The 13,152-nt window shown below is 59.1% G+C and carries 15 protein-coding genes; 14 read left to right on the top strand and 1 reads right to left on the bottom strand.

Going from position 1 to position 13,152, the window contains the following annotated elements; all coding sequences use genetic code 11:
• Positions 1–57: 57 nt before the first annotated feature.
• From traL to QLG07_RS05445, 11 genes are all read left to right on the top strand, one after another.
• Complete coding sequence (gene traL / locus QLG07_RS05495) at positions 58–294, top strand: type IV conjugative transfer system protein TraL (protein ID WP_282468710.1); 237 nt, start codon at positions 58–60, stop codon at positions 292–294.
• A 14-nt stretch (positions 295–308) separates the two neighbouring features.
• Positions 309–875, top strand: a complete 567-nt coding sequence (gene traE, locus QLG07_RS05490; protein ID WP_048918017.1) for a type IV conjugative transfer system protein TraE — start codon at positions 309–311, stop codon at positions 873–875.
• A 25-nt stretch (positions 876–900) separates the two neighbouring features.
• Positions 901–1,605, top strand: a complete 705-nt coding sequence (gene traK, locus QLG07_RS05485) for a type-F conjugative transfer system secretin TraK (protein ID WP_282468709.1) — start codon at positions 901–903, stop codon at positions 1,603–1,605.
• Positions 1,592–2,986, top strand: coding sequence for an F-type conjugal transfer pilus assembly protein TraB (traB, locus tag QLG07_RS05480; RefSeq protein WP_282468701.1), 1,395 nt, complete (start codon positions 1,592–1,594; stop codon positions 2,984–2,986). Before traK ends, traB begins: the two co-directional genes overlap by 14 nt.
• 21 nt (positions 2,987–3,007) lie before the next feature.
• On the top strand, positions 3,008–3,541 hold the full coding sequence (gene traV, locus QLG07_RS05475) for a type IV conjugative transfer system lipoprotein TraV (RefSeq protein WP_282468700.1): 534 nt from the start codon (positions 3,008–3,010) through the stop codon (positions 3,539–3,541).
• A gap of 121 nt (positions 3,542–3,662) precedes the next feature.
• The gene (locus QLG07_RS05470; protein ID WP_282468699.1) at positions 3,663–3,887 is read left to right on the top strand and encodes a TraR/DksA C4-type zinc finger protein; all 225 of its coding nucleotides are present in this window, start codon (positions 3,663–3,665) and stop codon (positions 3,885–3,887) included.
• 224 nt (positions 3,888–4,111) lie between these two features.
• Positions 4,112–6,742 carry a type IV secretion system protein TraC gene (traC, locus tag QLG07_RS05465; protein WP_282468698.1) on the top strand — a complete coding sequence of 877 codons (2,631 nt, stop codon included), beginning with the start codon at positions 4,112–4,114 and terminating at the stop codon, positions 6,740–6,742.
• On the top strand, positions 6,739–7,086 hold the full coding sequence (gene trbI, locus QLG07_RS05460; protein WP_282468697.1) for a type-F conjugative transfer system protein TrbI: 348 nt from the start codon (positions 6,739–6,741) through the stop codon (positions 7,084–7,086). The genes traC and trbI overlap by 4 nt, the downstream gene beginning before the upstream one ends.
• Entirely contained in the window at positions 7,086–7,733 is a 648-nt protein-coding gene (traW, locus tag QLG07_RS05455) for a type-F conjugative transfer system protein TraW (protein WP_282468696.1), read from the top strand. Before trbI ends, traW begins: the two co-directional genes overlap by 1 nt.
• Before the next feature lie 5 nt (positions 7,734–7,738).
• On the top strand, positions 7,739–8,719 hold the full coding sequence (traU, locus tag QLG07_RS05450) for a conjugal transfer pilus assembly protein TraU (RefSeq protein WP_282468708.1): 981 nt from the start codon (positions 7,739–7,741) through the stop codon (positions 8,717–8,719).
• 16 nt (positions 8,720–8,735) lie between these two features.
• A complete protein-coding gene (locus tag QLG07_RS05445; protein ID WP_282468695.1) occupies positions 8,736–9,278 on the top strand; it encodes a hypothetical protein in 543 nt (180 codons plus the stop codon).
• 79 nt (positions 9,279–9,357) lie between these two features.
• On the opposite strand, the gene QLG07_RS05440 is transcribed toward QLG07_RS05445, so the two are convergent.
• Complete coding sequence (locus QLG07_RS05440) at positions 9,358–9,960, bottom strand: hypothetical protein (RefSeq protein WP_282468694.1); 603 nt, start codon at positions 9,958–9,960, stop codon at positions 9,358–9,360.
• 59 nt (positions 9,961–10,019) lie between these two features.
• Between QLG07_RS05440 and QLG07_RS05435 the strand changes: the two genes are divergently transcribed.
• From QLG07_RS05435 to traN, 3 genes are all read left to right on the top strand, one after another.
• On the top strand, positions 10,020–10,607 hold the full coding sequence (locus QLG07_RS05435; RefSeq protein ID WP_282468693.1) for a hypothetical protein: 588 nt from the start codon (positions 10,020–10,022) through the stop codon (positions 10,605–10,607).
• Between the two features lie 79 nt (positions 10,608–10,686).
• Positions 10,687–11,286, top strand: coding sequence for a type-F conjugative transfer system pilin assembly protein TrbC (trbC, locus tag QLG07_RS05430; RefSeq protein ID WP_282468707.1), 600 nt, complete (start codon positions 10,687–10,689; stop codon positions 11,284–11,286).
• Positions 11,283–13,145: a type-F conjugative transfer system mating-pair stabilization protein TraN gene (gene traN, locus QLG07_RS05425; RefSeq protein ID WP_282468692.1), complete on the top strand. Its 1,863-nt coding sequence runs from the start codon at positions 11,283–11,285 to the stop codon at positions 13,143–13,145. Before trbC ends, traN begins: the two co-directional genes overlap by 4 nt.
• Positions 13,146–13,152: the final 7 nt, after the last annotated feature.

Raw genomic sequence — 13,152 nt, 5'->3', positions numbered from 1 at the left:
GGATGTGTGATCTGATCCTTCAACTCAGCAAAAGTTCGATTTAATCAACAAAGCCGTCTGCCCGTGGACGAACTGATCCCCGCCATCATTTGCCTGGGATGGGGGATATGGTCGCAGCACTACCTTTTGGGAATTGTCGCGGGCGTACTGGCCTATCTGGCTATTAAAAAACTGAAAAAAGGGCGTGGCAGTACGTGGCTGCGGGACCTGGTCTACTGGTATATGCCGACCTCCCTGCTGAGGGGCATTTTCCACGACGTACCGGACTCCTGCTATCGGCAGTGGATCAAATAGACAGGATTATTCACATGGATCATGGAGCACGCCTCAGTACACAGCGCGTTATCGCCATCGGATTTCTCTCGCTGGGAACACTGCTGCTGCTGAGCCTCAGCACTAACGTCATTCAGGGGATTAACAACTACCGCCTGCAGAATGAACAAAAGGTGGCGGTGACGCCGATGCTCTACAACGCACCGTTCGCCGTGTCACAGAATCAGGCCGATGCGTCATACCTGCAGCAAATGGCCCTCTCGCTCATCGCCCTGCGGGTTAACGTCACGCCGGAAACCGTGGATGCCTCTCACGAGCAGCTGCTGACCTACGTCCGGCCGGCGTCCCAGAACGCACTGAAAATCAGGCTGGCGGAAGACGCCACGCGTATCAAGGACAACAACGTGAACTCCTCCTTCTACATGACCAGCGTGAAGGTGTATCCGGCCAGCAGCCGCGTGGACGTGCGCGGACAGCTCAAAACCTGGATTGGCGATTCCAGACCCTATCCTGAGCTGAAGCAGTACGTCCTGCAGTTTGAACGTCAGGACGGGGTCAGCTGGCTGGCTCACTTCGGAGAAATCAGCGATGAACAAAAATAGCCTCAAGACGCTGACCGCATTACTGATGCTGGTCACCGGGCACACGGCGGCAGCGCCGGCGGCTGTATCCGCGACCGTCGTGCCGCTGGCAAACGGGGGGCAGGCGAGTATCGCCGTCAGCAACACCGACCCCAACCTCTTCACCGTGGCGGGCGACCGCGTGACCGCACTGACCAGCCTCGACGGTGAGCTGACCCGCCAGGAGCAGACGGCCAGCGGCGGCGTCATTGTCAGCACCCTCAACAAAAAACCCTTCACCTTTATCCTGGAAACGGAGCGTGGGTTGAACTTCTCCGTGCAGGCGGTGCCCCGTGCGGGCGTGGGCCGGACGATACGTCTCGTGAGTGAGCTTTCCGGCACCGGTGAGGCAGCGCGCACCTGGGAAGAGTCTTCCCCCTATGAGGCCACGCTGGTGTCCCTCAGCCAGCACCTGCTCGGCGGAAAACTGCCGTCCGGCTGGCAGAGCATTCCGGAGACGAACGAAATCCTGACCCCTCCCGCAGGCCTTACTGCCCGCGCTGAGCGCGTCTGGGTGGGTAACCATCTCAAAGTGGTGAGCTATCGCGTCACCAACGGCACCGCCGCCGACCGTAGCCTGAAGGAGAGTGATTTCTGGCAGCCGGGCATCCGGGGGGTGCTGTTCGCCGTGCCTGCCCGTCAGCTGATGGCGGGAGGGGCGCTGCAGGTCTTCATCATCAGCAGCGGGGAGGCGGCGGATGGCCAGTATTAATGCGCTTGTAAAACGTAAGCAGTTTGTCTGGCTGGGGATTGTGCTCGCCACGGTCGGCGTGGTCGGTGGCGGAGGCTGGTATCTGGCGGAAGCCCGCAACGGAGAGGGCGCAGCGCCTTCCGTGGCGGACGAGCCCGCTCCGGACATGACCGGCGTGGTGGACAGCACCTTTGACCAGAAGGTGCAGCAGCATGCGACCACCGAAATGCAGGCGACCGCCGCCAGCATGCAGAAGCAGTACGATGCCATGCGCCGCGAACTGGAGCTGGTCAGCAAGGGGCAGTCCGACTACCAGCGGCAGATTGACCGGCTCAGCGGCGAGAACGCGGCGCTGGCCGCGCAGGTGAGTGCGCTGGGGGCGAAGCCGGTCACCGCATCGGGCGAACCGGCTCCGCAGCCGCCGTCACCGCCGCCGGGTCCGGAAGGTGAGCCGCAGCCCGTGGGCTTCCCGCCGCAGGGCGGGGGCGCGGTCCCCCCGCCGACGGCGTTCTATCCCGGCAATGGCGCGACGCCACCGCCGCAGGTGAGCTATCAGTCCATACCGGTGCCAAACCAGGTGCAGCGTAAAACGTTCAGCTACGGCGACGGGAAAAAAGGCCCCTCTCTGCCGTATATCCCTTCCGGCAGCTTTGCCAAATCGATGCTGATTGAAGGGGCGGACGCTAACGCGTCCGTTACCGGGAACGAGTCCACCGTGCCGATGCAGGTGCGCCTTATCGGACGGGTTGAGATGCCCAACAGCAAAACCTACGACCTGACCGGCTGTTTTGTCGGCCTGGAGGCCTGGGGTGACGTTTCCAGTGAAAGGGCCATCGTTCGCACGCGCAGCATCAGCTGCCTCAAGCACGGCGTCACCATCGATCAGCCGATTGCCGGGCACGTGAGCTTCATGGGCAAAAACGGCATCAAGGGCGAGGTGGTGATGCGCAACGGCAAAATTCTGGGCTGGGCGTGGGGTGCCGGCTTCGTGGACGGCATCGGGCAGGGGGCGCAGACCGCCTCACAGCCGGCAGTGGGGCTGGGAGCCACCGCGGCGATAGGGGCCGGGGATGTTCTGAAAATGGGCATCGGCGGAGGGGCATCGAAAGCCGCCCAGACGCTCGGTGACTATTACATCAAGCGCGCGGAGCAGTACCACCCGGTCATACCCATCGGGGCGGGCAATGAGGTCACCGTGGTGTTCCAGGACGGATTCCAGCTGAAAACCATTGAAGAGCTGGCGCAGGATGCATCGCAGGCCAGAAAAGAGGGGGAAGGCAGCAGCCCTGTGCCGCCGCCCTCCCTGCCCGGCAACATGAACGGCATGAACACCGACCAGATGCTCCGGCAGCTGGGGAAAATTAACCCGAATCAGTTTATGCCCGGCGCAGGGGCACAGTAATCGCGCAATGAGGAACCGTACATGAACAAGATACCGCTACTCACGCTGACCCTGGGCAGCATCCTGGCCCTGTCGGGCTGTGCCGGAACGTCCGGCGACTTTGAGTGTAATGCCACCACGTCAGATACCTGTATCACCATCGAACAGGCGAACGAAAAGGCCAAAAGGCTGGAAGAGGGCAGCGGCGCAAAGCCGGATGCGGTCGCGCTGCCTCGGCTGGCTGAGGGGAACTTCCGCACCGTCTCCGCGCAGCCACTGGCCGCGCCAGTAACGCCCCCCGCCGGGGCGTCCACGAATGTACCGCGTCAGAATGGGCCGTTTATCCGCACCGCGGCACTGACCGCGCCGTCCGCTGCGCCTGCCGGCTACCCGCCGCTGCCGGCGTCGCCTTCAGCCTACGACAGAATCGTTGATCCGCGCCCGCTACGCGTGGGCGAAAAGACGGCAGGGCTCTGGATCGCGCCCTATATCGACACGCAGGACGTTTATCACCAGCCGACCCGGGTGTTTTTTGTGGTTAAACCGTCAGCGTGGGGAACCCCGCGCGTTAACTGAATCCTGAGCCGCCACCGCGTGTGGCGCCCGTTTTTGAAAAATCTGTCGTTCTCACGCGTGCCCTGAAACGTGAAAAGGGATGGGCGGTAGCGTGTCAGGACGGTGCGACCAGGGAGCGCTGATGGCAGACGAACCCGATCTTCTGCAGGAGCAGTACGAATTGCTGAACCAGCTGCATATTCAGGCCGTCCGGCAGCAGTGCTGCCGGCAGGGAGTGAGCCTTACCCTGTGCGAGCGCTGCGGTAATGCCATACCCGCCGGACGGCAGCAGGCCATCCCGGGCGTGCGTACCTGTACGGAATGCCAGCGGGTTCTGGGAATCCGGAAAAAACAGTATCTGAGGTGAACGATGAGTAAAGCAATCACTGAGCAGGGCAATGTTAGGGTCCCGGGCTGCACGGGAGGCGGTAAGACGGTTTTCTGCGCTCAGATGTTACAGGTGTTTCTTGCGCGTGCTGATGTCAGCCAGCGCCGGGAACAGTACAGCGGCGGGGCGGGTGAGGCGTTCGCCAGGGCGATAAGTGAGAACTGCGCTCTGAGGGTCGCAGAGTGCAAAAAAGGACGGACGCCATGAGTAGCCCGATGGATGCAGTAACCCGCACGGTCAACGCGCTGGTTACCGCGCTGAAAATGCCCGATGATTCCGCGAAGGCGAATGACATTCTCGGACAGATGAACTTTCCGCAGTTCAGCAGGCTGCTGCCCTACCGTGATTATGACGCCCGGACCGGGCTGTTCATGAATGACAAAACGATGGGGTTTATGCTGGAGGCTCAGCCCATCAACGGGGCGAATGAGACCATCGTCGCGTCGCTCGAAAACCTGATGCGCACCAAGCTGACCCGGGAAGTGCCGCTGGCCATTCACCTGGTGTCCAGCCCACTGGTGGGGCAGGACATTCAGTACGGCCTGCGCGAACTGTCCTGGACCGGCGAGGAGGCGGGCAGGTTCAACGCCATCACCCGCGCCTATTATCTGAAAGCGGCTGAGGAGGGCTTTCCCCTTCCCGAGCATCTTAATCTGCCGCTGACGCTGCGCAATTACCACGTCTACTTCTCCTGCTGCGTGCCGCGCAGGCGGGGCAGCCAGGCGAGCGTAATGGAGCTGGAGAACCAGGTGAAAATCATCCGTGCGTCCCTGCAGGGCGCGCAGATTGTAACCCGGAGCGTTGATGCCGATGCGTTTATTCGCATCGTGGCGGAAATGGTGAACCACAATCCGGACGCGCTCTACGGCAGGGATCGCGAGCTCGACCCGCTCAAGGACCTGAACTATCAGTGCGTGGACGACGGCTTTGACCTGAAGGTGAAGGCGGACCACATGACGCTGGGCCTGCGTGAAAACGGGAAAAACAGCGCGGCGCGCATCATGAACTTTCAGCTGACCCGCAACCCGGAGCTGGCATTTTTATGGAATATGGCCGACAACTACAGCAACCTGCTGAGTCCGGAGCTGTCCATCTCAAGCCCGTTTATTCTGACCCTTATTCTGTCGGTTGAAGACCAGGTGAAGTCGCAGAACGAGGCCAACCTGAAGTTTATCGACCTGGAGAAAAAATCCAAAAACAGCTACGCCAAATTCTTCCCCGGCGTGGTGCAGGAGGCGAAGGAGTGGGGTGACCTGCGCCAGCGACTCTCCTCGGGCCAGTCGTCACTGGTGAGCTACTTTCTGAACATCACCGTTTTCTGCCGCGATGAGCAGGAAACGGCGCTTAACGTCGAGCAGGACGTGCTGAACAGCTTTCGTAAAAACGGATTCGAGCTCATCTCTCCGCGGTTTAACCAGATGCGTAACTTCCTGGCTAACCTGCCGTTCACCGCCGGCGGCGGTTTGTTTAAGCAGCTGAAGGCGTCCGGCGTCGTGCAGCGTGCCGAAAGCTTTAACGTGGCCAACCTGCTGCCGGTGGTGGCTGACAGCCCGCTGGCCAGCTCCGGCCTGCTGGCACCCACCTACCGCAACCAGCTGGCATTCATTGACCTGTTCAGCCGGGGAATGGGCAACACCAACTTCAACATGGCGGTCTGCGGCACCTCGGGCGCCGGCAAAACGGGCCTGATCCAGCCGCTTATCCGCAGCGTTATCGACTCCGGTGGCTTTGCCGTGGTGTTTGATATGGGGGATGGTTACAAGTCGCTGTGCGAGAACATGGGCGGGGTGTATCTGGACGGCGAAACGCTCAAGTTCAACCCGTTTGCCAACATCACCGACGATAACATCGACGAGATGGCCGAACGCCTGCGCGACCAGCTCTCCGTGATGGCCAGCCCCAACGGCAACCTGGACGAGGTGCATGAAGGTCTGCTGCTCAAGGCGGTGAAGGCCACCTGGCTTGCGAAGAAAAACCGCGCGCGCATCGACGACGTCGTGGACTATCTGGTCATGGCGCGCGACAGCGAGGAGTACAGCGGCTCCCCGACCATCCGCAGCCGCCTTGATGAGATGGTGGTGTTGCTGACCCAGTATACCCGTGACGGCGTGTACGGCAGCTACTTCAACTCCGACGAGCCGTCCCTGAAGGACGAGGCCCGGATGGTGGTGCTGGAGCTGGGCGGCCTGGAGGACCGGCAGTCCCTTCTGGTGGCGGTGATGTTTTCCCTCATTCTCTACATCGAAAACCGCATGTACCGCACGCCGCGCAGCCTGAAAAAACTCAACGTGATTGATGAAGGCTGGCGCCTGCTCGACTTTAAAAACAACAAGGTCGGGGCGTTTATTGAAAAGGGCTACCGCACCGCCCGCCGCCATACGGGGTCGTACATCACCATCACGCAGAATATCGTCGACTTTGACTCAGAAACGGCTTCTACAGCGGCCCGCGCCGCGTGGGGTAACTCCTCTTACAAAATCATCCTCAAGCAGTCGGCCAAGGAGTTCGCCAAGTACAACCAGCTTTATCCGGATCAGTATTCACAGATGCAGCGCGACATGATCGCCCGCTTCGGCGATGCGAAAGAGCAGTGGTTCAGCAGCTTTATGCTGTCGGTGGAGCACCTGACCTCCTGGCACCGGCTGTTTGTCGACCCGCTCAGCCGGGCAATGTATTCGTCAGACGGGGCGGACTTTGAGTTTGTGCAGCGTCGCCGCCGGGAGGGGCTGACCATCCACGAAGCCGTCTGGGAGCTGGCCTGGCAGAAGTCCGGGCCGGAAATGGCCTCGCTCGAGCGCTGGCTTCAGGAGCATGAAGGGAGAACGATCTCATGAAAAAAAACACGCTCGTCACTGTCGCGCTGATTGCCGGCACGCTCATTGCCAGCGCCGGCATCAGCTGGCTTACCTGCTGGCTGAACCGTCCTGTGGTTGCGGCCTTCAACATGAAATCCACGGTGGATGCCTTCTTTGAAAGCACCACGCGCCGGTCGCTGGATGAGGAGCAGGCAAAAGCACTCTCAGACCGCTTTAACGCGTCACTGGAGGCCAGCCTCCGGGACTGGCAGGTCCGCCATCGTGCCCTCATCCTTGTCGCACCTGCTGTGGTGCAGGGGGCGCCGGATATCACGCGCGACATCCAGAAGGACGTGGCCCGCCGGATGAAGGAGGGAACGTGATGCGCGCTCTTGCCCTGGGCCTGACGCTGCTGACCGGCAGCGTGACGGCCGCTGACCTCGGGACGTGGGGCGATCTCTGGCCGGTGGCGGAGCCGGATATGCTGACTGTTATCGAAAGCCGGCTGCAGGCGCTGCAGCAGTCTGGCGAGATGGACCAAAAGATGACGGCGTTCAAAGACCGCGTGGTGCGCAACAGCCAGCGTCCGCCGGCCGTGGAGGGGATAACCCGCGCGGTGCGCTACGGGAGCCGCTGGTTTGACCCGAGTATCCGCCTGGACAGGGGCCTGTCAGACCATGAGGGCCGGGTGTTTGCCCGGGCCGGTGAGGTCTTTAATCCCCTGAGCGTGGTGCCCTTTAATGAAACCCTGCTGTTCATTGACGGTGACGACGCGGAGCAGGTGGCCTGGGCGGCACGCCAGAAGCCGCTGACGCTGATAACCCGCATTATTCTGGTGAAGGGCAACATCCCGGAGACGTCGGAGAAGCTCGACAGCCGCATTTTCTTCGACCAGAACGGCGCGCTGACGGCCCGCTTCGCCATCAGCGAGGTTCCGGCCCGCGTCACGGCGGCACCCAGCGGGATGCGACTGAAGGTGGAGGTGATTCCGCCGGAAATGACGCAGCATGATGAGGGAGGTGCCCGGTGAAAATCCTGACTGCTTTGCTGTTCGGGCTGACTCTGTGGGGCAACAGCCACACGGCGGCGGCGGCGGACGCCGCCTGCGAAGGGCGTTTCGTCAATCCGATCACCGATATCTGCTGGCGCTGCATGTTTCCCCTGTCGCTCGGCAGCACAAAAGTCACCGGCGGCGATTTACCGGACACGGCCAACCCCGCCAGCCCCATCCAGATCTGCCCGATGACGCCGCTGGTGCGCGTCGGGCTGGCAATAGGGTACTGGGAGCCGATGGCCATGACCGACGTGGCGCGTTCTCCGGGCTGCATGGTGAACCTCGGCGGATTCACCATCAATCTCGGGAAAATGGGGATGGGCACCGCCAGAAAGGATGACAAACAGGTCAGCGGCGCGTTCTACCACGTGCACTGGTACAAATACCCGCTGACGTACTGGCTGAATATCATCACTTCTCTCGGGTGCCTGCAGGGCGGCGATCTTGATATCGGATACCTGTCTGAAATCGATCCGACATGGGGTGACAGCGCCCTGACCTCCATTCTGAATCCGGAGGCGGTCATTTTTGCCAACCCCATCGCGCAGGGTGCATGTGCCGCCGACGCGCTGGCGGGCGCAGCGGGTATGGCGCTCGACCCGCTGTTCTGGTGCGCCGGTTCGCAGGGTTCAATGTATCCCTTTAATGGCTGGGTCAGCAATGAGTCCAGCCCGCTGCAGTCTTCGGTTCTGGTCAGCGAGCGCATGGCGTTCAAGCTGCACCGGCAGGGGCAGATAATGGAGAGTATCGGCGTCGATAAGAAGGTCTGCTTCGAGTATCCGTCCCCCATTATTCCCAAAACGCGCTGGCGCTATCAGATGGTGAATATGTATCCGGACGTGGCGCAGTGCCATCCCTTCGGCCGGACCGTGATGCGCTGGGAGACGGGGCGCAACCCGCCGAACACGAGGAAAAACTACGGCTACCTGTTGTGGCGCAAGCGCAACTGCGTATTTTTATAACCTGAGGCGGTGGTTCATGCACAAAAATTTTGTTTTTCTGAAAACGTCGACAGACCAGGTCTGTCAGTCGCTGAAGACCGCGCCTCTGGCCTCGCTGGACGGCATGAGCAGCTTTTGTGCTGCGTTTAATTCCATCTCTGCCCGGCTGCGTTTTGGCATCCTCCCCCGCCCTGAAAGAATTAACGCGCTCGGTGCGGGGTTGTGGCTGACAAAAATGCGCGTGGCGGAGCTTTCCGGGCACCGGTGCGCGGCGGTGAGCGAGCTGGAGAGGCTGGTTGATTTGCTCGGGCGGGTCAGCTGCATACTGAAAGAATGCTGGATTTACCGGAAATGGACGTCTTCGCGGGCATCGACAGCAGTGTCGGTTCTGGCGATCGTTCCGGCATTTCTGGTGTTATGGCTGGTGTCGTGGGCCGGCGGGTCGTTTCCGTTGTGTTCAGTCATGGTGGCATGCTTTCCCGGCGTGACTGCGGGTGTCAGCCTCTGGATCAAAGATCCGGTCGGGATATTCTGGAGCCTTTACAGCTGTATACCGTTATATATCCTGGTAAACACGTGATCGATTCATGATCCAGTCTTATAGTTGTAAATTTTGAAGGCCCCCCCGTTGCGATGCACCTTGAATCCGTTGGGATGCTTTAAGTATGTAAAAAAACGATAACGTGTTTACCGCCATATCTCAGATTCAGGACCATTGCTTCAGGAAGGTGAGTTTTTCTTTCTTTAACGGTAAATGCTATTTCTCTTTCTCTCAGACTCTTACTTAAGCAATCGCGCAGTCCCGCTCTTAACAGGTGCGACTCGAATACGATGGTTTTACTGGGAAGCATACTCATAAGATGGCTGATATCCCCTGCAATTTTATCACTAATATCTTCTGGAGAACCGGTTGAAGGCAGGGTTTCAATGTATCTGGGGTTAATATCTATCCGCAAGCTCGATAAGAAGGGCGTTAGCAACATATCGGGAACTGTTGTTTTTAACATTGATGACGAAGCAAAGTAAGATAAAACCCAGAAGGCAGCTACTGATAAGAACGTCATGGGATATAGCGTAAAAACATTTGCTCCGAAATAGTGGGGGTTTTCCAGTGTCGTCAAGCACAGGGCTGAAGACAGCGCCAATAAAGCCAGTTCTGCAAAGAAGGGTCTTCTCAGTATTATAAAAAGATAATGATTGTCTCTGAAGCGAAAGCGGAGAGCTACAGTCAGCAATATTAACAGGATAAAAAATTCAGCCATTCGGGCCTCCGCTCCCTGGTGAAATACCAGCGCTGAGCAATCTGATAAGGAAATGATACATGTATAACCGCGACCACGGAAATGAATTTGCCTGCATCCGCGAGAGGTTGAATGAAAATTTTCGTCGTATGTCCGGTGGACCGTTCGCCCACCTTTATCACGCCGTCGCTATGCAGCGCAATCTTTCAGACATACAGTGGATGCTGAATCATAACTTTTATCCGGCACCTGGACATGTGAGTTTTGTTATCAACGCGCTACGCAAAGAGAAATTCAGGGTGGTCAGGGAAAACGGATGCCGGGCAGCGTCAGTCGCCGAGCTTCAGCACATGATCGCTACGTTAAAAGATATACGGAGGTTTTTACAGCTTGTCACCCGGTATGAGCAGGAGGGGGATATTATTAAAATCCACCGGCAGCCTGGGTGGGGGAGTGTCGGGTCGTTTCTCCTGCTTGCGATTATTTTTGGTTTGGTTCTGGCGCAGGGATTTATATTATCAGGTCATTCTCCTTCGGGGGTTTATCTGTGCGGCGTTGCTGTATTTTTTGCGCTGTCATTCATTCTGGATAACAAAGCTCAGCTGTATTCGTTTGCCGGGCTGACGGTGTTTACTTTCTGCGGTTTTATTTCGTGGGTAGTGAGTTAGTCAGTAAATACAACCCGTCAGCAGCATTAATTAGCGTGAGGGCAATATGATTAAATTAATAACCGGGCTGGCCTGGGGGATGGGTGTGTTTTGTGCGAGCGTTTCCGCCGCTGACAATACGAATACACCGGATAATCGTCAGGGGCTTAAAGAGCAGGAGTCTTTCAGCCAGCAGCTGAGGGAACAGGACAATACGCCGCTGCGCCAGATGCTGGAGCAGCAGGTCCGTCAGAACCCTCTTTCAGCCGACGACGCCCGTTTTATCGGCGATCTGAAGCAGCAACAGGATGAGGCTCAGCAGGACAGACCGACCCACGGTGCCCTGTATTTCGTCTCCTTCGCTATCCCGCAGGCGGGGCTTAAGCGCATGCTGACCGAGGCCCGCCGCTACGACATTCCCGCCACCCTGCGGGGTATGGTGGACAACGACATGAAAACGACGGCAACCGCCGTGATGGCGCTCGTTCAGGACGGTTCAGCCAGCGGCGTGGCCATCGACCCGACCCGCTTTCGCGAGTACGGGATAACCAGCGTGCCGTCACTGGTGGTGTACTGCGAAAGTGGCCATGACGTCATCCGGGGCAATCTTCGTCTTAAGCTGGCGCTTGAAAAGGTGGTGGAGAAGGGCGACTGCCGGGACGAGGCGCAGCGGCTGCTGAGCAGGGGAGAGACCCGATGAGAAAAGCAATACTGATGTCGGTGCTGGCTTTCACCACCCCGATGGCGGGCGTGAATGCACTTGCTGATGCCGGTGCGCAGTACAAAGGCGGTGCTGACTTTGCGAAACAGGTGAAGGGGCAGGGGGAGAGCAGCCTGAAAAACTTCAACCCCGGGGCCAGTATCCCCGGCTATACCGCTACGCCGGAGGCGCAAAAATACTATGGCGGCGTCACGTCGACCGGCGACGGTGCGCTGAAAGCGGACGGTAGCAGTGGCTGGACCCGCAACGAAGCAACAAAGGCGGTGACCGACTCGTTTATCAACAACCCGAAGGAGGCCATCTCACCCGACGCGCCGTTTATTAAGGCCAGCCAGGACGTCCAGTCCCGGGCAGACGCCATCACCGGTAAAACCGGGCAGCTGCAGTGCGACGCGCAGAATATCACCCGCAGTGAGTTCACCAACTACAGCTGTGAGCGTGACCTGCTGGTTGAGCAGGCCTGCATCCGCTCGGCCAGCATTGAGGTCACCGGCTCGGTGGAGACGGTCAAAACGGAGCTGGTACTGGATCCGGCAAAATCAGGCCCGGTTTATCTCAGTGACTGGTGGGTCCGGTATGACTTCATCGTCCCCGAAAAGGGAACCATCAGGAACGGAACGCTGGACATGCGTTTCCCGGCCAGGCCGAATTACAACGGCGGGCAGTTTAACTACACCGTAAAAATTCCCGGTGCCTCACTGAGCACAAAGCTCAATGAGCGGCACGCCTTCAGTACCCCGGTGCGTCAGGTTGCGAAGGGTGAAAAGATTTCTCTGCTCATGCGTTATAACACCAGCGGACACCATGACAGCGGGCGCGACGCCTTTGTCCGCAACCTGAAAAACGGAACCTACGTTCTGAAGGTCACGTTAGCGATGGAAGCAGAGCGATATACGCCAAAGCCGGTGGTGAAATGGAATGAAAGCTGCCCGTTCAGTAAGAGTGAGGGCACGCTGAAGAGAACCGAGTGTACCGAACCGGGCAGCACCAGAACAATTGTCATTGAAGGCAAGCCCTACCCGGTTACTCAGGCGTGCTGGAAGTATAAAGATACCTGGATGACCCAGGCGGCAGACGCCGGCAGCTGCAAAAAGTATATCGACAACCCCGCCTGCACGCTTTCCTCCCGGCAGTGCGCCTTCAGTGCCGAAGGCGGCGGCTGCCTCCATGAGTATGCGACCTGGTCCTGTGAGACCCGCACCGCCGGCAAGGTGATGATCTGCGGCGGCGACACGTTCTGCCTTGACGGGGACTGCGAGCGCGCGCAGCAGGGGAAAAATAACGATTTTGCGCCCGTCGTCTCCTCTCTGGCCGCGCTGGCTGCGGCAGGTAAGGACGTTGCCGCACTCAATGGCGTGGACGTCCGCGCCTTCACGGGCAGCGCAAAGTTCTGCAAAAAGTTCGCGGCGGGCTTCAGCAACTGCTGTAAAGACGGCGGCTGGGGTCAGGACGTGGGGCTGGCGAGCTGCAGCAGCGACGAGAAAGCGCTGGGCAAGGCCAAAGAGAACAAACTCACGGTCAGCGTCGGGGAATTCTGCTCGAAAAAGGTGCTGGGCGTGTGCCTGGAGAAGAAGCGTGGCTACTGCCAGTTTGACTCAAAGCTTGCCCGGATTGTTCAGCTGCAGGGGCGCAATGGCCAGCTGCGTATCGGCTTCGGGGCGGCCAGCAGCCCTGACTGCCGGGGTATCACCCAGGATGAGCTGCAGAAAATCAGCTTCGACCGTCTCGACTTCTCGGACTTCTTTGACGATTTGCAGAAAAACCAGCGCATCCCCGAGAACAGGGCGCTGACGGAACGCGTTCGTGAGCAGATAGCCACTCAGCTTAAGGGTAAGTAAGGCGGGC

This window comes from Erwinia sp. V90_4, from assembly GCF_029967685.1.
In the GTDB taxonomy this organism is placed as follows: Bacteria; Pseudomonadota; Gammaproteobacteria; order Enterobacterales; family Enterobacteriaceae; genus Erwinia; species Erwinia aphidicola.
Note: the sequence above shows the minus strand (reverse complement) of the source record. Positions and strands in the feature narration are given on the sequence as shown.